The 21,888-nt window shown below is 37.9% G+C and carries 17 protein-coding genes; 7 read left to right on the top strand and 10 right to left on the bottom strand.

The features are described 5' to 3' along the window. The first annotated feature begins 2 nt into the window (after positions 1–2). Positions 3–482, top strand: coding sequence for a Cys-tRNA(Pro)/Cys-tRNA(Cys) deacylase YbaK (ybaK, locus tag GTK47_RS06990; RefSeq protein WP_165122559.1), 480 nt, complete (start codon positions 3–5; stop codon positions 480–482). A 120-nt stretch (positions 483–602) separates the two neighbouring features. Here ybaK and ushA read toward each other — a convergent pair whose 3' ends face one another. After that, positions 603–2,267 carry a bifunctional UDP-sugar hydrolase/5'-nucleotidase UshA gene (gene ushA / locus GTK47_RS06985; RefSeq protein WP_165122558.1) on the bottom strand — a complete coding sequence of 555 codons (1,665 nt, stop codon included), beginning with the start codon at positions 2,265–2,267 and terminating at the stop codon, positions 603–605. Positions 2,268–2,528: 261 nt separating this feature from the next. Between ushA and GTK47_RS06980 the strand changes: the two genes are divergently transcribed. Together GTK47_RS06980 and ybaL are read left to right on the top strand one after the other, a co-directional pair. Beyond that, positions 2,529–3,767 (top strand): MFS transporter, encoded by a 1,239-nt coding sequence (locus GTK47_RS06980; RefSeq protein WP_165122557.1) that lies wholly within the window; start codon positions 2,529–2,531, stop codon positions 3,765–3,767. A gap of 238 nt (positions 3,768–4,005) precedes the next feature. Next, on the top strand, positions 4,006–5,766 hold the full coding sequence (ybaL, locus tag GTK47_RS06975; protein ID WP_165122556.1) for a YbaL family putative K(+) efflux transporter: 1,761 nt from the start codon (positions 4,006–4,008) through the stop codon (positions 5,764–5,766). Positions 5,767–5,884: 118 nt separating this feature from the next. On the opposite strand, the gene GTK47_RS06970 is transcribed toward ybaL, so the two are convergent. The 5 genes from GTK47_RS06970 to htpG form a co-directional block, all read right to left on the bottom strand. After that, positions 5,885–7,195: an inosine/guanosine kinase gene (locus GTK47_RS06970; RefSeq protein WP_088494776.1), complete on the bottom strand. Its 1,311-nt coding sequence runs from the start codon at positions 7,193–7,195 to the stop codon at positions 5,885–5,887. Between the two features lie 103 nt (positions 7,196–7,298). Beyond that, positions 7,299–8,417, bottom strand: a complete 1,119-nt coding sequence (gene wzz(fepE), locus GTK47_RS06965; RefSeq protein ID WP_165122555.1) for an LPS O-antigen length regulator Wzz(fepE) — start codon at positions 8,415–8,417, stop codon at positions 7,299–7,301. Between the two features lie 163 nt (positions 8,418–8,580). Continuing rightward, a complete protein-coding gene (gene hemH / locus GTK47_RS06960; protein ID WP_165122554.1) occupies positions 8,581–9,561 on the bottom strand; it encodes a ferrochelatase in 981 nt (326 codons plus the stop codon). 162 nt (positions 9,562–9,723) lie between these two features. Next, complete coding sequence (adk, locus tag GTK47_RS06955; RefSeq protein WP_036934729.1) at positions 9,724–10,368, bottom strand: adenylate kinase; 645 nt, start codon at positions 10,366–10,368, stop codon at positions 9,724–9,726. A gap of 181 nt (positions 10,369–10,549) precedes the next feature. After that, the gene (gene htpG / locus GTK47_RS06950) at positions 10,550–12,433 is read right to left on the bottom strand and encodes a molecular chaperone HtpG (RefSeq protein ID WP_165122553.1); all 1,884 of its coding nucleotides are present in this window, start codon (positions 12,431–12,433) and stop codon (positions 10,550–10,552) included. A gap of 211 nt (positions 12,434–12,644) precedes the next feature. Between htpG and GTK47_RS06945 the strand changes: the two genes are divergently transcribed. Together GTK47_RS06945 and GTK47_RS06940 are read left to right on the top strand one after the other, a co-directional pair. Beyond that, positions 12,645–13,697, top strand: coding sequence for an ABC transporter substrate-binding protein (locus GTK47_RS06945; protein ID WP_165122552.1), 1,053 nt, complete (start codon positions 12,645–12,647; stop codon positions 13,695–13,697). Positions 13,698–13,708: 11 nt separating this feature from the next. Then, complete coding sequence (locus tag GTK47_RS06940; RefSeq protein ID WP_165122551.1) at positions 13,709–14,428, top strand: substrate-binding domain-containing protein; 720 nt, start codon at positions 13,709–13,711, stop codon at positions 14,426–14,428. 38 nt (positions 14,429–14,466) lie between these two features. Here GTK47_RS06940 and purT read toward each other — a convergent pair whose 3' ends face one another. From purT to GTK47_RS06925, 3 genes are all read right to left on the bottom strand, one after another. Then, a complete protein-coding gene (gene purT, locus GTK47_RS06935; RefSeq protein ID WP_165122550.1) occupies positions 14,467–15,654 on the bottom strand; it encodes a formate-dependent phosphoribosylglycinamide formyltransferase in 1,188 nt (395 codons plus the stop codon). A 124-nt stretch (positions 15,655–15,778) separates the two neighbouring features. Further along, a complete protein-coding gene (rarD, locus tag GTK47_RS06930; RefSeq protein ID WP_165122549.1) occupies positions 15,779–16,690 on the bottom strand; it encodes an EamA family transporter RarD in 912 nt (303 codons plus the stop codon). A gap of 235 nt (positions 16,691–16,925) precedes the next feature. Beyond that, complete coding sequence (locus tag GTK47_RS06925; protein ID WP_165122548.1) at positions 16,926–17,873, bottom strand: aminoimidazole riboside kinase; 948 nt, start codon at positions 17,871–17,873, stop codon at positions 16,926–16,928. 273 nt (positions 17,874–18,146) lie between these two features. Here GTK47_RS06925 and GTK47_RS06920 point away from each other — a divergent pair, with 273 nt between their 5' ends. Then, a complete protein-coding gene (locus tag GTK47_RS06920; protein ID WP_165122547.1) occupies positions 18,147–19,613 on the top strand; it encodes a glycoside hydrolase family 32 protein in 1,467 nt (488 codons plus the stop codon). Between the two features lie 29 nt (positions 19,614–19,642). On the opposite strand, the gene GTK47_RS06915 is transcribed toward GTK47_RS06920, so the two are convergent. Continuing rightward, complete coding sequence (locus tag GTK47_RS06915; RefSeq protein WP_165122546.1) at positions 19,643–20,638, bottom strand: LacI family DNA-binding transcriptional regulator; 996 nt, start codon at positions 20,636–20,638, stop codon at positions 19,643–19,645. Between the two features lie 467 nt (positions 20,639–21,105). Here GTK47_RS06915 and GTK47_RS06910 point away from each other — a divergent pair, with 467 nt between their 5' ends. Beyond that, positions 21,106–21,741 carry a LuxR C-terminal-related transcriptional regulator gene (locus GTK47_RS06910; RefSeq protein WP_165122545.1) on the top strand — a complete coding sequence of 212 codons (636 nt, stop codon included), beginning with the start codon at positions 21,106–21,108 and terminating at the stop codon, positions 21,739–21,741. The last annotated feature ends 147 nt before the right edge of the window (positions 21,742–21,888 follow it).

Raw genomic sequence — 21,888 nt, 5'->3', positions numbered from 1 at the left:
CTATGACTCCCGCAGTAAATTTACTGGAAAAACAAAAAATCAAATTTACCCTTCATCCTTATGAGCATGATGCTAATGTCCATAATTTTGGTGATGAAGCCGTTGAAAAATTAGGTTTGGATAATCGTCAAGTATTCAAAACACTGTTAGTTTCTTTAAATGGTGATGCTAAGGATCTTGCTGTTGCAGTAACACCCGTTTCTGGTCAGTTAGATTTAAAACTTGTTGCTAAGTGCTTTAAGGCAAAAAAAGCAGATATGGCAGATCCACAAATTGCACAAAAGGTAACAGGTTATTTAGTGGGTGGTATCAGCCCATTAGGTCAGAAAAAACGCCTACCAACAGTAATTGATGAACAAGCCCTTGAATTTGACACTATCTTTGTTTCTGGTGGCAAACGTGGTTTAGATATTGAATTATCAGCAAAAGATTTAGGTACTGTATTAGGTGCTCAATTTGCACTTATTCGTAAAGAGTCATAATCATTAATGATTTTTTATTTTAAGGTGCATCCTCAAAATAAGAAATTAACGTAATTTAGATCTAAAATAAAAGGCGACATTAATGTCGCCTTTTTTCTATATAAGCGTTAATTATTGAGCTTATTTTTTGTAAACAATTTCGCCTTTAGGTTCGAAATCATCCGCTTTCAACGGAGAGTGTGCTTCGATATAACCTTTTAGCACTTCAGCATCAACAAAACCGGTATTTACATATGCAGGATGAACATCAATCTTAGGATAACCATCACCACCAATACCGTTAAAGTTTAATGTCGCCATGCGGTAAGACTTCGTTTTATCTAATGGTTTACCAGCAATTTTAACATCGCTAACTTTGCAGTCTGCATCTACTGTTAAGCTAACATTGTAGAATTGAGCATAAGCACCAGAGTCTACTTTCATACATGCAACAGCTGACAGATAAGGCTCGACTTCTTCACCTTTAAAATCAACATAAACCAGCTCGTTCGCAAATGGTTGTACTTTCAGTACATCTTTGTAAGTGATATCACCAGATTCAATAGAATCACGCACACCACCACCACTCATAATTGCAAAGTCTGCATTCGCACGTTCAGCTTGAGCTGATAATAATAGACGTGCCATATTGGTTTGAACAAAGCGAACTTTACTACGATCCCCTTCTAATTTACCAACAACCTCACCGACTTTAACATTCAGTTGCTCACCACCTTTTTCTTGATAAGGCGTCAGTAGTTTCATCATTTCTGGGTTGTGAGGAATTTCTTTCGTGTAGTAGACTAGCTCAGTTGTACCGTCGTCTTTCTTCACTTTTTGATTTAAGTTGATTGGGATTAATTGGTAATGTTTTAACGTGAATTCACCATTACGGAATTCAAAGTCTGCACGACCAACATATTTACCCCATTCATGAGCCTGAACAATCCATGTACCATTTTGGTTATCTGGTGCACAAGGTGTTCCAGGTACATAATCAGCTTGTTTGTAGTTTTTGTTCTCTTGAGACATACAAACAGGATCTTGTGAGTGACCACCCACAATCATATCAAGGTAACCTTTTGGTAATGCACGCGCCATTTCCACATCACCCGGTGCGTTAGAGCCATGATTACCATCATCGTAGTGACCCATATGAGTTGCTGCGATAATAATGTCTGGTTTTTCCGTTGTACGCAGCTCTTCTACCACTTTTTTAGCTTCATCAGAAGGTTTGCGGAATTCGGTATCAGGGAAGTTCGCTGGGTTACCAATACGTACGGTATCATCCGTCGTTAAACCTAATACTGCAATTTTGACACCTTGCTTATCAAAAATGGTATAAGGCTTGAATAAACGCTCGCCTGTACTTTTTTGATAAATATTTGCAGATAAGAATGGGAATGTTGCCCATTTCTCTTGTTGACGTAAAACATCTAATGGGTTGTCGAATTCATGGTTACCAAGTGCCATTGCATCATAACCCACAAGATTCATACCTTTAAAATCAGGCTCTGCATCTTGTAAATCAGATTCTGGAACACCGGTATTGATATCACCACCAGATAATAGCAGTACGCTACCGCCTTTTTTAGCCACTTCATTACGAATATCATCAACAACCGTTTTTTGTGCCGCTAAACCATATTCGCCACGATCGTTATGCCAGAAATGTCCATGGTGATCATTGGTATGCAAAATGGTAATTTCGTAGGTTTTATCCTTTTCCCATGCCTGAGACATCGCAGGCGCCATCGCTAAAGAAACCGTTAATGCGCATGCTGATAATTTAAAAGATAAGCTCATGGTATATCCCCATGTATATTATTTATTGAGAAGGTTCTGCCATGGTTCTACTGTAGAAAAAGAAGACAGAAGTTAAATACTTTTGCTGTATTTTATGACGTAGGTTATATAATTTTTTTATTATTTCATTGATCCAATAGTTTTTTTGAGACATGAATCAAACTCTATTTCTCACAAAAGCACTCAACTCCAAATAGATGTAAACTAGACCAATAAAAATAGAAACAATTTATTAACAAAATAATGTGACAGGGAATTAAAATGAGCAATGCCGATCCATCGCTTCCCATAGAAGAAACCGATGCTTTACAACGAAAAACCAATAAGCGTAATACCGTTTTTAGTATTTTAACTGCTATCAGTTTTTCACATCTTCTCAATGATATGATCCAATCATTGATATTAGCTATTTACCCTATGTTGCAATCAGAGTTTTCACTCAGTTTTGTGCAAATAGGGATGATAACGTTGACCTATCAAATTACAGCATCCTTATTACAGCCTTTTATTGGCCTCTATACTGATAAATATCCTAAACCTTACTCATTACCTATTGGTATGGGCTTTACACTGACAGGGCTTATTCTTCTCGCCTTTGCAGATACATTCCCAATGTTATTACTTGCTGCAGGATTAGTTGGTACTGGCTCATCGGTTTTTCATCCTGAATCATCTCGTGTTGCTAGAATGGCATCAGGTGGAAGACACGGACTTGCACAATCACTATTTCAAGTAGGCGGTAATTTAGGTAGCTCTTTAGGCCCTCTTTTAGCCGCTTTACTGATTGCACCTTATGGAAAAGGAAATGTTGGTTGGTTCTCTCTTGCTGCGTTATTGGCCATTGTGGTGCTATTACAAGTTAGCCGTTGGTATAAAATTCAACAAGAAGCTCAGAAAAAACAGCCCAAAGCACTAAATAACAAAGCAATATTACCACGTAAGGCTCTTTTGGGCTCTTTAGCCATTTTACTTATTCTGATTTTTTCTAAGTATTTTTATCTTGCAAGTATCAGCAGCTACTATACTTTCTATTTAATACATAAATTTGGCGTTTCAGTACAAAATGCACAAATTCACCTGTTTGTTTTCCTCTTTGCTGTTGCTGCGGGTACCATGATTGGTGGTCCCGTAGGCGATAAAATTGGAAGAAAGTATGTAATTTGGGGATCTATTCTTGGTGTTGCACCTTTTACGCTGATACTCCCTTATGCCAGCCTTTATTGGACTGGCGTACTGACTGTATTTATTGGTGTGATCTTAGCTTCAGCATTTTCTGCTATCTTAGTTTATGCTCAAGAGTTAATTCCGGGTAAAACAGGCATGGTTTCAGGGCTTTTCTTTGGGCTTGCTTTTGGGATGGGAGGGATTGGTGCTGCTGTCTTAGGATATATTGCCGACCAGAAAAGTATTGAATATGTTTATCATATTTGTGCCTATCTCCCACTATTAGGTATTTTCACCATTTTTCTTCCTAATATTGGGGTAGATAAAACTGAATAAGCTGTAATTCTCCCTGTTATCGAAATGAACCGATAACAGGGTAATTCTTACTTTAAAAGGTAAGACTGATTAAAATAACATAAAAAAGTGCATTTGCATCAAAAAACTCAATCAACTTGCTATTTTTATAAATAATCGATAATTTTTAGCGAATTTATTGCATGAATACGTTAAACTATCCGCCTGCTATATACTCGCCCCCCCGATACATGTAGTTTTATAAAAAGAAGGAGAATTGATGCCGCATTCAACACCCCTTATTACCACCATAGTTGGTGGGTTAGCACTTGCTTACATTTTAGGCATGATCGCTCAACGGCTAAAAATCTCACCTTTAGTAGGATATCTTGCTGCGGGTGTACTCGCTGGCCCATTTACTCCCGGCTTTGTTGCTGATACATCTCTCGCCCCTGAACTCGCTGAAATCGGCGTCATTCTGCTAATGTTTGGTGTAGGTTTACACTTTTCATTAAAAGATCTGATGGCCGTAAAAGCTATCGCTATTCCGGGTGCTATTGCTCAAATTGCAGTGGCAACACTATTAGGATTGGGACTATCAGCATTTTTTGGCTGGGGTTTATTTAGTGGCATAGTATTCGGCTTATGTCTATCAACAGCAAGTACTGTTGTGCTGTTACGAGCGCTTGAAGAAAGAGGCTTGATTGATAGCCAGCGAGGTCAAATTGCTATTGGTTGGTTGATTGTTGAAGACTTAGCCATGGTGTTAGCCCTTGTACTACTTCCTGCGATTGCCAATATGCTGGAAAGTAGCGATCAAACCAGTATTTCTGAACTCATGATCAATTTAGGTATTACAATCGGTAAAGTTGTTGCCTTTATCTTAATCATGATGATTGTGGGTCGTAAACTGATCCCTTGGGTTTTAGCTAAAACCGCGGCAACGGGCTCTCGTGAGCTCTTTACCCTGAGTGTACTCGCTCTTGCTTTAGGTATCGCTTATGGCGCTGTAACCTTATTTGATGCTTCCTTCGCATTAGGTGCATTCTTTGCAGGTATGGTACTTAACGAGTCTGAGTTAAGCCACAGAGCGGCTCAAGATACTTTACCGCTGCGTGATGCCTTTGCTGTACTGTTCTTTGTGTCTGTCGGTATGCTATTTGATCCAATGGTATTAATTGAGCATCCACTAGGTATCTTAGCAACACTGGCTATCATTATTATTGGTAAATCAGCCGCTGCATTAGTCCTTGTGCGAATGTTTGGACATTCCAGACGCACCGCCTTAACCATTTCAGCCAGCCTTGCTCAAATTGGTGAGTTTGCCTTTATTCTTGCAGGTCTTGGTGTCGCACTGAACGTTTTAGAGCCAGATGCACGTAACCTTGTTTTAGCCGGTGCTTTAGTCTCTATTATGCTAAACCCAGTTCTATTCTCTTTATTAGACCGTTATCTGGCAAAAACAGAAACTAAAGAAGAAATGGAACAGTTACAACAAGAAGAGCTGGAAGAAGAGATGCCTGTTCCTGTTGATATTTGTGGCCACGCCATTATCGTCGGTTATGGTCGTGCAGGAAGCATGCTTTCGGAGAAATTATTAGCTCAATCTATTCCGTTAGTTATTATCGAAAATAGCCGTAATAAATTCGCTGAATTAAAAGAGAAAAGCTTAAACACCGTACTGGGTAATGCATCAACTAAAGAGTCACTTGCTTTAGCTCGTATTGATTGTGCTAAATCTTTATTACTGACGATACCTAATGGTTATGAAGCAGCAGATATCGCGGAAACAGCAAGAAGTATGAACCCTGATTTAAATATCATTGTTCGTGCTCATTTTGACGATATTATCGTGCGCGCTAACTATGATGAAGAAGCTTCTTTTATCCTTGAAAAAGGAGCAAATCACGTCATTATCGATGAAGATCAAACCGCATCTGCAATGGCAGCTATGCTAATTAAAGAAGTTGAGTTTGGTTGTGCTATTGATGATACACCTGAAAATGGTCAACAAATCATTGCACCTAGTGCAGCGCAATAATCAAACACCAATAACCACTTAAACCCTTAAAATTTAAGTCAATAAAAAACCTATCAATAAATGTTGATAGGTTTTTTTATTTCATTCGGATAAAACAAGACTTAGAAACAAAATAAACTTAACGCTCCCAATAAGCCTCTTCTAAGCTGTCTTCTTTTTCAGGTAAACCGCGCGTCAAGCGTGGAGAATGCTGGCTTAGCACTTGATAACTCACTCGGTTAGCATATTTACACACTTGCGCTAATGATGAATAAGTTAAATAAGTCCGAGGATGCTTACTTGAATTTGGCACATTAATACGATGATAGCTATTCGCTGTAATATCATGCAGTAATGCTGACAATGCTGCATCACCCGCACCATTTGTATTCATTATTTTTTCTGGGCCACCCATATAAGGCTCAATATGAGAATAGACTTTCTCTGGCTCATCACAATCTTTACGGCGCATTGCACGACTAAACTCATAACGATTAAATTCAGCAATCGCACCCGGTAATAAAGGATGTGTAGTTTGGCGCTTAAAGCTATGTTCTGTATAACCACCCATATAAAGCCCTGCAGGCCCAGCGGTACAAAGCACCAAATCAACCCATTCTAAAGCGACATCAGAAGCCAAGAGAGGATCTGCATGTCCCGTTAATTCAAAGGCTTCATCTTCATTCATTGCAACAACAGAAACATGCTCTTTTAAGAAATCACGCCACCATTGTGGATCATCTGCAATAACATATTTTGTACCAAGGGTGAGAACAACAGGTACATCGTATTTTTTCGCGTATTCAATCGCTTTCATGGTTGCTAACGGCATCGGTTCGCCAGGTTTGCAACGAACTAAATAAGCCGTTAATACCAAAGCAGAAGCTTCTGCGATCACCTCTTCCGGAATACTTTCAGGTTTAAGCTGATTCATTTGACCGGGGCTAATAGCAAATGTGCGTTCGCCATTTTCCGTGATCAGCGTAAAACAGCGCCCAATGGCGCCATCAACACCTTGGAGGTAATTAAGATCAGTACGGCTAGAGGTGTTACATAAATAACGATAAGCATAGCTGCCAATTTGAATGTTATTACACATAGTACCTAATAACACAGAGCGGTCGTCAGCCAATACAGAGTAGTTATGTAGCGTATTACCAATGGTGCCACCAGCAAATTCGTGTGTTATCAGATTATTGTCTGTTAATTCACGATAAAGTGCTTCTGCGACATCATCTTCAATAACAAGAGAGTGTCCCTGACTCAAGTTATAACGGTTAATAAACTCTTCATCAACTTTCGCTTCAATATCAACCAATGTTTGGTCGATGCCCACGATATAAGCGCGAGAGGATTCGCTCTCCGTCATATTGATGATGGGTTGTAATAGAGGATCTCGTAAACTAACGGGAAAATAGTGTTTGGATTTTCGTTTGCCAGGGAATTTCATTGTGAACGATGCTACACAGCTAAAAAAGATGCGCAATGTTAACACAATATTATAGGAGAGACAGTAGGTGTACGTCAGTACACCTACTTATTTAAAGATATTTTTATGCAGTTTTACGACGGCTTCTTGCCATATAGCTTAGTAAAACACCCATAACAGAAAGAATGAAACCAACAAAAGCGGCGCCAACTAAAATCAGAGCGCGTTTAGGTGCATCTTTTTTAGTCGGTTCGTAAGGTTTCAACATATATTTGAACGGTACAAATTGAAGATCATCCAATTTTACTTTTTCTAATTGCTTCATATTGTATAAACGGTTTTTCAGATCAGCACTTACTGTTGTTGGATCAACAATCGCTTCTGTAATAGCCAATTTACTACTTAACGCATCAGAACCCATGGCAATAGAGTAATCAGGATCATCTTTAATTTGTGCGCCTTCACTGGAAATTGGTTTTTTAACCCCAGCTGCATTTGCGATTTCTAATGCATATTTTAAGCGTTGCACATTAACATTACGCGCATTAGCGATACGCTCTAAATCCATTTCATAGGCTTTTTGCGCGAAACTTAATTTACGCTCAATTTGATCATCAATTTCGTCTTTTACTTCTACACGTACTTTGGTAGAGATAAAGCGAATATAACCAGAAAGTAAATCGTAAGCTTCTTCAGGGGTTGGTGCTGTAAAGCTTAAATTAATTTCACCACTAAACTCTTCTTCATTATTTTTAACATCTGAAGAACTTAAGTTGATGTCTTTTATAATAATTTCTTCAATTAATTTACGTTTATCCAAAGGTGTTGGCTCATCCATTTTAGCCAGCAGATTTTTGTAATAATCCGTACTTATCAGATATTCTTCACGATATACACGAGAGTTATAGTTATTGATAAACTTTTGATAAACAGATGAACCGTTCACACCTGTATCAACATCCACTAAACTAAGCTCAGTCAATGTTGCTTTTAATTGCCTCATTTCATCAAGCATTGGCTTGGTAATTGCAGCTTGGCTCGTCCATTTTTGTGGTAAAAAGCTTGCAACAGTAAAGCCAACGATAGCAAATAATAACGTGATACCAATAATGACAAATTTTGATTTATAAATAACAGAAAACAATTCAAAAAGATCGATTTCATCATTCTGTTTTAGATAGAAATCGTCAAAATGCCCTTTATCAATTTCTGAAGATTGTGGTTTTGAAAGCTTACTATTCATTTTCCTGCCTAAATTTATGTAATGCAGTGTCCGTTTATCAGCACTTTTAGTGATTCCCACTAAAAGACTTAAAAAATGAGAAAAGATAAGTTTATATATAACTGAAATATGATCAAATTAATATATCATCAAATCTGATAATTTTATTTATAGAATTCAGTAATTATTTTTCGCATATCTCTCGGATCATCGCTTCTAGCAAGTCAATATGCTCTGGATCATCATTTAATGCCGGAATATATTCGTACTGTTTGCCACCACCATGAATAAAGAACTCTCGATTCTGTTCATTAATTTCTTCTAATGTTTCCAAGCAATCAGATGAAAATCCCGGACATACAACCTGCACATGTTCAACACCCTCACTTCCCAGCTTTTCCATCGTTTTATCCGTATAAGGTGATAGCCAAGGTTCACGACCAAAGCGTGACTGGAATGTCAGCATGACTTGCTCTTTAGGATAACCTAACTGTTCTTCTAATTGCTGTTTTAGTTTTTCTGTTGTGAGGCAACACTCATCATAATAAATATCCCCCGTTTTGATAAAGCGCTCAGGAATACCATGAAAAGAAAGAATTAAACGATCGGGTTTTCCATATTGCTGAAAACTTTTCTCAATAGAGGTGACAAGCGCTTTGATATAAAGTGGATGAGTAGGATAACTGCGAATAAAGTGAAGAAAAGGTATTGTGCGCATATCTTTAAAAATGCGACTAACACCATCAAATACCGCAGCAGAGGTGGAGCAGGAGTATTGAGGATACAGCGGTAACAAAATAATCTTTTCAACACCTTGTTGTAATAACTTTTCAACCCCTTCATTTAGCGATGGATTGCCATAACACATCCCTAACTCTACGGGTATATTAGGTAATCGCTCTGCGACAGCACGTTGTTGCGCTCGGCTATAAACTAACAGAGGTGACCCTTCATCCATCCAAATCTGTTGGTATAACTTAGCCACTTTAGGTGAACGAAACGGTAATATCGCCCCTTGTAATATTGGTTTCCAAATCAAAGGAGAAACATCAACAACACGAGGATCGCTAAGAAATTGTGCTAAATAACGTCGAACAGCACCCGTTGTCGGCGCATCAGGTGTGCCAAGATTAACCAAAAGAACACCATACTTAGCATCATTCATACTATGACTCCTTAGAGTTATTTTATTAGGATAACCAAAGAGTAGAAGAATAAAGGAAAATAATAGATTGTGCTTGTCAATTTATTGGATTGTTCTTTTCCCCTATTTTATTTAGATAAAAAAAATCCCGGCTCAACCGGGATTAATCATCACAATGACGAATTAGCCAAGGATACTTTTCAGTTCAGCGTTAATTTCGCTTACTTTTTGTGTACCATCAACTTTGAAGTATTTCGCATTGCTTGCTTTAGCTTCGTTTTGGTAATAAGAAACTAATGGTGCAGTTTGAGTATGGTACTCAACTAAACGTTTACGAACAGTTTCTTCTTGGTCATCTTTACGTGTTGTTAACTCTTCACCTGTCACATCATCACGATTTTCCACTTTAGGTGGATTAAATTTCACATGATAAACACGACCTGATGGTGCGTGAACACGACGACCAATAATACGCTCAACAATAATTTCATCAGGTACAGCGAATTCCAGTACGAAATCCACGTTGATACCCGCTTCTTTCATTGCATCAGCTTGTGGAATTGTTCTTGGGAACCCATCCAACAAGAAACCATTACGGCAATCGTCTTGTTTGATGCGCTCTTTAACTAACGCAATAACTAATTCATCAGTCACTAACTGACCATTGTCCATCAGTGCTTTTGCTTTCAGTCCTAGTTCTGTACCTGCACTTACTGCTGCACGTAACATATCACCAGTTGAAATCTGTGGGATACCATAGTTTTCTTTAATGAATTGAGCCTGAGTGCCTTTACCAGCGCCTGGAGCGCCTAGCAGAATGATACGCATCGCGTAAATCCCCTTGCATTTAATTTTTTATATTTAAACTCGAAAACGCATTACCATACCATTTTGTGAGGTCATCGCTCAAGAAATCACGGTAGCGATTGCATTTTATTTTTATCGAAAAAGAAAAAACCACGCCCTCTTTTCAGATAAACGTGGTTTAAATGTTTGAAAACGAAAACAGTTACGCTTTTTGAACTAAAAGTTGATTCACTAAGCGAATAAACTGGTTTGGATCCTCTAAAGAGCCTCTTTCAGCGAATAATGCCTGATCGAGTAATAAATTTACCCAATCCGCAAATAATGCTTCATCCGTTAGCTCGGCTGTTTGCTTCACTAATGGGTGATTTGGATTTAGCTCAAAGTTGTATTTCACTTCTGGCACTTCTTGTCCTGCTGCTGCAAACAATTTAGCCATTTGTGTTGTCATTTCATCAGCACTAGTTGTCACGATTGCTGGAGTATCAGTTAAACGATGCGTTAATTTCACATCTTTAACTTTATCTCCTAGCAAGGTTTTAATACGTTCAACAAACGGTGCTAATTGCTTATCGGTTTCTTCTTGCTCAGCTTGCTTCTCTTCATCAGCTAGCTTATCAAGAGATTCATCCGCTTTACTGACAGACTGGAATGATTTGCCATCAAACTCCGTCAGGTAATTCATCATCCACTCATCTATACGCTCAGATAACAGCAGTACCTCGATACCTTTTTTGCGGAACAGTTCTAAATGAGGGCTGTTTTTCGCTGCGGCATAGCTATCTGCGGTGATGTAGTAGATTTTTTCCTGACCTTCAACCATACGGCCAACATAATCTTCCAATGAAACTGTTTGAGCATCACTATCATTATGTGTTGATGCAAAACGTAGTAATTTAGCAATAGTTTCAATGTTAGATGAATCTTCTGCTGGGCCTTCTTTTAAAACTAAACCAAACTCTTTCCAGAATGCTTGATACTCTTCTGGCTTGTTTTCTGCCAGTTTTTGTAACATCTGTAATGCACGTTTAGTTAATGCACTGCGTAAGTTACGTGTAACTGAGCTGTCTTGTAAAATTTCACGAGAAACGTTTAGCGGTAAATCATTAGAATCGACTAACCCACGGATAAAACGCAGGTAATTAGGCATAAACTGCTCAGCTTCATCCATAATAAAGACGCGCTGAACATACAGTTTTAAACCATGACGTTGTTCACGATTCCATAAATCCCAAGGTGCTTTTGAAGGCACATATAATAAGCTTGTATATTCTTGCTTACCTTCTACACGGTTATGTACCCAGCTTAATGGATCAGCGAAGTCATGAGAGATATGTTTATAAAACTCTTTATACTCTTCATCACTCACTTCAGCTTTATTACGAGTCCAAAGGGCTTGCGCTTTATTAATTTTTTCCCATGTTACTGTGCCGTCTTCTTCATTTTTTGTTTCAATTTCAACAGGCAGAGAAATATGGTCGGAATATTTACTAATAATGCTACGTAGACGCCAGTCGTCTAAATACTCATCTTCACCTTCACGTAAATGAAGCGTAATTTCAGTACCACGATCTGCTTTTTCAATATCTGCAATGGTGTAATCACCTTCGCCTTCAGACTCCCAAAAAACACCTTTATCTGCACTTTCGCCAGCTGCACGAGTGCGTACTATCACTTTATCTGCAACGATAAACGCAGAATAGAATCCGACACCAAACTGACCAATTAATTGGCTATCTTTAGCTTGATCTTGTCCGATAGACTCTAAGAATGATTTTGTACCTGATTTTGCAATAGTACCGAGATTATCAATGACTTCATCGCGAGTCATACCAATACCATTATCACTGATAGTCAGAGTACGAGCTTCTTTATCAGTGGAAATGCGCACATGCAACTCGCCATTATTTTCATAAAGCGCTGCATCTGATAATGCACGGAAACGCAATTTATCAGCCGCATCTGATGCGTTCGAAATCAATTCGCGAAGGAAAATTTCTTTATTGGAGTAAAGAGAATGGATCATTAATTGAAGAAGTTGTTTAACTTCTGACTGAAATCCTCTTGTTTCCTGACCTTTCATACTCATTTTTACCTCAATTAATCCTAATTTGGCGAAAAAAATCAATATGAGTAAAAAGTGGGGATAGTTAAGTAAGTTTCAAGGGTTGAGTAAAAAATTAAGCGAATAAAAGTGATTAAGCTCCTTATATGATTAAAGTTTGAGCCAAAATAATACTTGCTGTCTATCTTTAGTTGTATATTTTATTATACAGCGATATTAACTTAGGTTTATTACTATGAAAGTTTTATTACAACACGGTTTACTAGGTATTGGCTTACTCTCCCTCTCTTCTTTCTCTTATGCAGATAGACAAATCGTAGACCAAATTGGTCGCACTGTTACCATTCCAGACAAAGTAGAAAGAACGGTGGTTTTACAACATCAAACTCTAAACTTACTTGTTGAACTTGATGCCACAGATAAAATTGTTGGTGTGATGTCCAACTGGAAGCAACAACTTGGTGATGGATATGCACAACTAGCGCCATCCCTAGAAAAAACACCTAAAGTCGGCGATCTCACCAGTTTTGATGCTGAAAGCTTAGTAAAACTACAACCTCAAATTGTCTTTGTGACTAACTACGCCCCTAAAGAGATGATTGATAAGATCTCTGCTCTTGGTATTCCTGTTGTGGCGATTTCATTACGTAAAGAAGTTAATGATGATAAATCAACACTGAATCCAACATTACAAAATGAAGAGCAAGCCTATAACGAAGGGCTAAAAGAAGGTATTTTACTGATTGGTGATATCGTCAATAAATCAGAAAATGCACAAACATTAGTTAACGATACCTTTAAACAACGTGAACAAGTTAGTCAGCGCTTACAAAACATTCCTAAAGAGCGACGAGTGCGAGCTTATATGGCTAATCCAGACTTAACAACATATGGCTCAGGAAAATATACAGGTTTGATGATGGAACATGCAGGTGCCTTTAATGTCGCCGCATCAACCGTTAAAGGTTATAAGCAAGTCTCGCTAGAGCAAGTTATTGCATGGGATCCCGAAGTTATTTTTATTCAAGACAGATACCCTCAAGTTGTCGATGAAATCAAACAAGATGCACGTTGGCAAGTCATTAGCGCTGTTAAAAATAACCGAATTTACTTAATGCCTGAATATGCGAAAGCATGGGGATACCCAATGCCTGAAGCGATGGCAATAGGTGAATTGTGGATGGCAAAAAAACTATATCCTGAAGAATTTAGCGATATCGATATGCAAAAAGCAGCTAATGATTGGTATCAAAAATTCTATCGTATTCAATATCAAAGCAAAGAGTAGGATATAGCATCATGACATTTTCTCTTTTTGCAGCAGGTAGCTTAAAAACAACACTCCCTGCTTTTATTGAGCATCATCAGCAAAAAACAGGCGAGAAGTGGACACTTACATTTGGACCTGCCGGACTTTTGCGCCAACGCATTGAACAAGGGGAAAACTGTCATTTGTTTCTTTCTGCTGACGAAAATAATGCACAGCAATTAATCGATAAAGGTCTTGCACTACAATATGCTCCTTTTATTGCCAATCAGCTTTGTATTACAGCTCGGCGTAATGATGTAAATGAAGAAGATAACTGGCTTAGCGTATTATCAAATACCACATTAAAATTAGGGATATCCACACCAAAAGCAGATCCATCAGGGGATTACAGTTGGCAACTGTTTGATAATATTGCGCAGATTGACCCAAAGTTAAGTCAGACATTAAAGATGCGAGCTCTTTCTTTGGTTGGATGTGAGCATTCACTTACCATTCCTCAAGGTAGAATGGCTGCTCACTATTTAATTACCACACATCAAGCGGATGCTTTCATTGGTTATCAGCACTACCAAATACAATTAAGCCAATTCCCTGAATTAAAAATATTCGATATTCCAAAGCCTTTTAATATTACCGCACACTATTGTGCAACACTTATTCATTCTCAGGCTTATAGTTTATATAAGGAGATATTATCCCCTTATACGAAAGCGTATTTTATAAAAGCTGGATTTTTACCGCTAAGTTAAGTTCCCCTCTTAGCGGTAAGTAACCTTATGTTACATCGCTATTTTTGGGCATCATTTACAATGATAGCGTTAGCACCTGCGTTGGCTTCATCCAATGCATGTTTTATTGTATCAGCATGAGCAAGCACAACACCTAGACGGCGAGAGCCTGCAATTTCAGGTTTAGCAAAAAGACGAATTTGGCGATCTGCCTTCAACGCTTTTTCAATACCTGAATAAACGATATTTGTACTATACAGCTCCGGTAAAATAACAGCTGATGCACAAGGGCCTAATTGGCGAATACCACCAATGGGATAGCCTAAAAAAGCACGGACATGAAGCGCGAACTCTGATAAGTCTTGAGAAATTAATGTTACTAGCCCTGTGTCATGAGGGCGAGGAGAGACTTCATTAAAGAATACCTCATCACCTTGAACAAATAACTCAACACCAAATAAGCCATAGCCTCCTAAGTTCTCAACCACTTTACTCGCAATATGTTCTGCTTTAGCAAGTGCGATATCACTCATCTTCTGAGGCTGCCACGAATTTCGGTAATCCCCTTTTTCTTGTCGATGACCAATAGGAGCACAAAAATGAATACCATCAACAGCATGAATAGTCAGTAAAGTGATCTCAAAATCAAATGGGATCATTTTTTCAACAATAACGCGACCTTTTCCTGCTCTTCCTCCCTCTTGCGAGTAAGTCCAAGCCTGAGCCAAATCGTTTTCATTACGAATAACACTTTGCCCTTTTCCGGATGAACTCATGACGGGTTTTACAATACAAGGGAAGCCTATTTCTAAAGCGGCTTTTTTAAAACTCACTTCATCATCAACAAATTGATAGTTTGATGTAGGTAAATGTAATGTTTCTGAAGCTAATCGACGGATCCCTTCTCTATCCATAGTCAGCTTTACCGCACGGGCGCAAGGAACAACTTTTTGCCCCGCTTGCTCTAATTCAACCAGTAACGTTGTTGCAATAGCTTCAATTTCTGGAACGATAAAATCAGGTCGCTCTTGTTCAATAACTTGCTTTAATGCATCACTATCAAGCATATTTACAACATGATGGCGATGAGCAACATGCATAGCAGGAGCATTTAGATAGCGATCAACTGCAATCACTTCAATACCTAAGCGTTGGCATTCTATCGCGACTTCTTTGCCCAATTCGCCAGCACCTAATAACATCACTTTTGTTGCATTTGCTGTAAGAGCCGTACCCAACACTGTCATTTTTTATCCTCACCATTAATAAAAAACACAATCACGCAAACGATTGCTTTTGTATAGCATAGCGGATTTAGCTTGATAGAAAAATAGCCAGACAAAAAAATAATCAAACAGGGAAATAAAACAATTACACCGTTTGGCTACGTTTTCCTTTTTGAATTTTTAGATAATTCAGGCGTTTTCGGATAAGTGCTAAGATACAGCATAAAAGCCCTAACCAAATTAGAGAGAAACTCACACCTTTTACTTCATCAAAAGCTTCATGGAATAAGAAAACAGCCAGTAAAAATTGAATAGTAGGCTCAATATATTGTGCTAATCCAATTACCGTTAATGTGGTTCGTTTGACGGCTGCAGTAAAAAACAACAACGGCAGTATAGTGACGGGTGCAGTGAGAATATAATAAAAACGAGTCAGGTTATCCGCAGAAGGTAGTGCGCTTTTATCTGTTAAAAACAACCAAATAGTGGCACCAATGGCTAATGGCATTAACCAAAGCGTTTCCATAAATAAAGAGGTGATCACATCAAAACGAATAAACTTACGGATCAAGCCATATACAGCAAATGCGCCCCCCATCATGATGGCTAATACGGGTAACTCACCGTACATCCACAATTGATAGCCCACACCCGCACAAATTAAGGTAACAGCCCATTTTTCTGCTGGATTAAGCTTTTCTTTAAGAAATATCACACCTAATAAAATCGAGAAAAGCGGGTTAATAAAATACCCCAAGCTCGCTTCTAATACTTGTTGATGTGTTAATGCATAAGTAAACGTACACCAAGAAACGGCCATAGCCATTGAGCTAAATAGGCACATAAAAACAGAGCGCTTATCTTGTAAAACCGCGCGCCATCGTGTTCTATTTTTAATAAAGAGTCGTACGAGTAATAAAAGAGGGATAGACCAGATCAAACGCTGAGCCAACATCTCTAACGGTTGTGCTCCGGGTAACAGCCGATAAAACAGAGGGGTTATTCCCCAAAGAATATAAGAAAAAATGGCTAATACCGCGCCCGATTGAGCCCACATTTAATGTTCCATCAATAAAAGTCAATAAGATTTAATATCATACGCTTAAAACAGACAGAACAATATGATCATCATCGCTGATTGATTGATCAAATATTAGTACAACTACAACGATGAGATAAAAAAATCTCCATAAATAACCACTCCGAGAAAAGCAGTTATAAATGGAGAATAGGAAAATACCATTAAGGGAAAACCGTGGTAAAAACCACAACCAGAAAAAATGGGTTAGTTGTTAGAAAATCTCCCTAACATGTAAAGGTGGTTGTTGCTGAACAAAATCATGTAATTTTTTACGACTTGGAGCCGCTGCTATCGCCCCTTTTTGAGTGGTAGCTAAAGCACCACAAGCCGCCGCTTGCGTCACTATTTTTGATAGATATTGTTCATCTTCAGCAAAACCATATTCAGCAAGTGCAGCTAACAAACCTGACATAAAAGCATCACCAGCACCTGTTGTATCAATGCATTCAACAGTAAAGGCACTAAATGCGACTTGAGTATTTGGCGTTAAAACTAAGCAACCTTTAGAGCCTTGGGTGATCACTTTTAAACGAGCAGGATAGTTTTCTAATTTTTTAAGTGCATTATTCAATGTCACTTCTTGTGTCATCCACGTGAGCTCATCTTCTGATAATTTTAATATGTCTGCTTTATGCGCATAATTATCGATAACTTCACGCATTTCTTCATGATCACGCCACATTTGAGGTCGCAAATTAATATCAAAACTCAATAGTGAACCACTTTCTTTAATGCTTTTGATTGCACAATCTAAGGTCGAACGACAAATAGGATTTACTAATGCTAAAGAGCAAAAATGCAAAATATCTTTTTCGAATGCAGGTAAAGATTTCTCTGTTAAAAATTGATCAGCAGATTCAGCAACTAAAAAAGTAAAATCACGCTCACCATTTTCTTGTAAAGAGACAAGAACGGTACTGGTACGGTGAAACTCATCAAATTCCATTGCACGAGTATCGACACCCAGATCAAACAGTGTTTTTTGCATAAAATGGCCGAACGCATCTTCACCTACACGTCCAATAAAACCACTTTGTTGACCGAGCTTGGCAACACCAGCAGCAACATTGACAGGCGCACCACCAGCACATGCTTCATATTGCATGTTTTGCAATGGGATCAAGTCAACAACAGCATCACCTAAAGACCAGACTTTCATAATCTCTCCAGAAGATAAGCAATTATTTTTCTTAACTATATTCTGTTTTTATGGCTATTCATAACGAATAAATAAAGATATTGCTCGTAAATCCACACTGATAACGTTAACATAATAAGATAATATGATAAAGTCAATCTCATATATCGTATTTTTTTCACTCTAAATGTTATCGTTAACAACAAGAGTAATAGTGTGATTACATCTGTTCTTTACCCTTTCAGTGATCTTAAAAACACACTAATAACTCTGACATATAATAAGGATAATGATATGAAACACCGCTTAGAACAATCAACAAAAGCCTTAAATACCTTGATTGAAAAACGAGGCAATAAATTTTATCCCCAGTTTCATTTGGCCGCACCTGCGGGCTGGTTAAATGATCCTAATGGTCTTATTTATCACGATGGTTTATATCATGCCTTTTATCAGCACCACCCTTATTCTCAAGATTGGGGGCCAATGCATTGGGGACATGCCACAAGTACTGATATGATCCACTGGCAACACCAACCTATTGCGTTAGCACCAGGGGGGGACTACGACAAAAGTGGTTGTTTCTCAGGATCAGCAATTAGCCATGAAGGCAAACTCTATCTTTTCTATACCGGACATAACTGGTTAGCAGACGAAGGCGATGATAGCCAAATCTATGAAGCGCAATGTGTTGCTATTAGTGAAGATGGTATTCATTTTGAGAAAAAAGGGATCGTTTTAGAACCCCCTAAAGGTTATATGCATTTTCGTGATCCTAAAGTTTGGTATCAAGAAGGCAAATGGTGGATGGTTGTTGGTGCTCGTGATGAAAAAGATCAAGGACAAGTTCTGCTCTTCTCTAGCGATACCTTATTTGAGGAAGGCCAGCAGTGGAACAATGATTACACTGTTTTAGGAAAAACGGATGATAAAAATGTCTATATGTGGGAGTGCCCTGATTTCTTCCCTATTAGCCAAGAAAATGAATTTGCAATCGTCTTCTCACCACAAGGAAAACGGGCCGAAGGCTATCAATATCGTAATCTCTTTCAATCAGGTGCACTAATTGGCCAATGGACACCAAACCAACCCTTTAAACCACAAGGGCATTTTATTGAACTTGATAATGGCCATGACTATTATGCGCCACAATCATTTATGACACCTGATGGTCGTCGCGTTTCTATGGGATGGATGGATATGTGGAATTCGCCTATGCCTTCAAAATCTGAGTTTTGGTCTGGCTGTTTTACACTCCCTCGTGAAATCACTTTCGATAAATCCAAAAATCGCTTACGCATGCTTCCCGTTAAAGAAGTCGAATCATTGCGCCAAGAAAAGCAGACTATCCAGCCATTAACACTCACTAATCAATCCATAGAGCTACTCAATAACACGCCAGCGATCGAACTCGACTTAACATTATCTTTAGACAGCCACGCTGAAAAATTTGGCTTATGGCTAGGTGACGGGCTTGAGCTATTTGTTGATAATCAATCACATCGTTTAGTTCTTAATCGTCATTATCCTCAGCACAATATCAGTGGAGCTAGAAGTATTCCATTACCTGAAGGTTGTGAATTGAATTTACGTATTTTCATTGATCGCTCATCAATTGAAATCTTTGTAAATAAAGGCGAATTCACCTTTAGCAGTCGATATTATGCTCAACAAGATGCACGCGCATTACGTCTTTTTGCTATGAACGGTGATGCAACACTGATTAATGGTGAATATTGGCAGTTAAATAGTATTTATTGATATTGATAGGATAAGTAAGACGTGAGTCTTTAAATAGACTCACGTTCAACTAATTGGCAAGGTACGTGTACCGTATCTCTATGGTTCCGTTCTTGAATGATATGTAACGTCGCTTCTTTGCCTAATTCATAATGAGGCAATTGTACCGTTGTTAATGGTGGGTAAAACAACTCTCCTGTACCAATCATATTGTCGTACCCCAAAACAGCCACTTGCTCTGGAATGCGTAATCCCATAGAAAGTAAAACTTGATACGCTAGAAATGCAATACGGTCATTACCACAAATGAGAATATCAAAATCTGCTTTTTGCTTAACACAATGCTTTTTCAATATTTCAATCACATCACGGTAATGTTCATCTCCAAACATCATCGTATATTGTTGTAGATCCGCCAATGATAGCCCAGCCTCTTGCCAAGCATCTTCAACAGCTTTACGACGAATAGGGCCTGCAACAGACTCTTCAGGTATATAGAAGCACAAAGGGCGGCGATACCCCTTTTCGATGACTTTTTTCATCGCAAAATATTGCCCATGATAATCATCGGGAATATAAGTTGGAAACGTGTGCGTTTTATCTAAGCAGTTTGCTAACACTAAATTCTTATCAAGCAACTTTTCATGCACAGTGATTTCACGCAATCCCATAGTGGTATAAATAATACCATCTGGACGTTGAGCCAAAAGTTGCCAAATGGCATTTTCATAACAATCTTGTGCAGTCAAATTGACAACAAATGAACTCCAGCCAAATTCTCTTGCAGTTTGTTCTATCGATAAAATCATTTCCACAGAAAATGGTGTCGTTGCGGTATCAATTGCCAAAACACCAATTGATGATACTTTTGTTCCTTGACCACGAATTTTTCGTGCAGAATAATCTGGAACATAGTTTAGTTGATCAATCGCATTTTGGACTTGTTTCAGTGTTTCTGGTTTTAATAACTCAGGGTTATTAATCGCTCTTGAGACTGTCATCAAAGAAACGGATGCAAGTCGAGCTACATCTTTCAGTGACGCCATAGCATTGGCTCGATTGGTTTATTAAAAAGGATCAATAGAAATAAAGTGCTATTTTACAAGAAGTAAAGTCAAAAAGCCACAAAGGGAATTGTATTGTAACTAAATGCGACTATTAATTACCTCATAAAAAGACACCTAAATATATTATTTTTTTACTTATTAAGTGAGTTTAATATAGTTAAAATCACTTACGAGAAAAAACTTAGTTACAATTAATAATTGTTATCTCCTTCCTTCATTATAGAAATAAATTATTCTTATCTATAAAATACAAATATTGAAACAAAACAAAGTTCTGATATTTTATCTATAATATAATACAGAAGTATTAATCATTTTTAATTTGATATATTCTGAATATAGCTCCGTTGCGTGAATGTTACCCTACACAAAAAAATTTATAAATTAGTCAAATTTCGTTACTCATTCACTTTTGTGAATGAGCTGAGTAAAACCAGGAGCAACATATGGAATCAATAATCCACTTAATCACTTTTGAAGATGACAGTACAAAAGTTCAACTTAAAGCCGTTCTTTCTTCTTTAGCGGCTAATGTGAAAACCTATTCAAATGAACAGGCTTTCTTAAAATACTATTTTTCGTCGACAAAGGGAGCTCATAAAGAGTGCATCATAATTAATACAAAAAGCAGTGCAGCACCATCAATTGCACTGATTAAAGAACTCAACAAATTGAGAAACATCATCCCTGTTATTATTATTTCTGGGGATAGTTCCATTGAGAGTTGTCGTAACGCATTTAAATCAGGGGCTTTTGAATATTTAACCCGCCCTCTAAATGTGAATGAACTTCTTAATATTGTCTCTGAATCTTTCCTACATTATGAAAGTGAAGTTGAGCAATTCCGAACATATATATCTCTAAAAGATAAATTTGGTAAGTTATCTAATAGAGAAAAAGAGGTTATGGAGATGATCCTCGAAGGAAATACGAGCAAAGAAGCGGCAGAAAAACTTTCGCTATCACCTCGTACTGTTGAAGTACATCGCTCAAATATGTATACGAAATTGAAAATAAGATCACTACCACAGTTAGTTCAAGAGTATGATTTCTTTAAGAAATATGACTTAAGAGCAAACTAATTTACAATGTGATTTCTATTTATCAATGGGTTGTATTATCTAGCAATATAACGATATGACCTGTTTAATTTTCATTATATTTTATTAATGAGAGAAAGCTGTACTTCTAAAAATATTCTATTTTGGATGAATTACACCTAATATGGG

The sequence above is a fragment of the Proteus sp. ZN5 genome, assembly GCF_011046025.1.
In the GTDB taxonomy this organism is placed as follows: domain Bacteria; phylum Pseudomonadota; class Gammaproteobacteria; order Enterobacterales; family Enterobacteriaceae; genus Proteus.
Note: the sequence above shows the minus strand (reverse complement) of the source record. Positions and strands in the feature narration are given on the sequence as shown.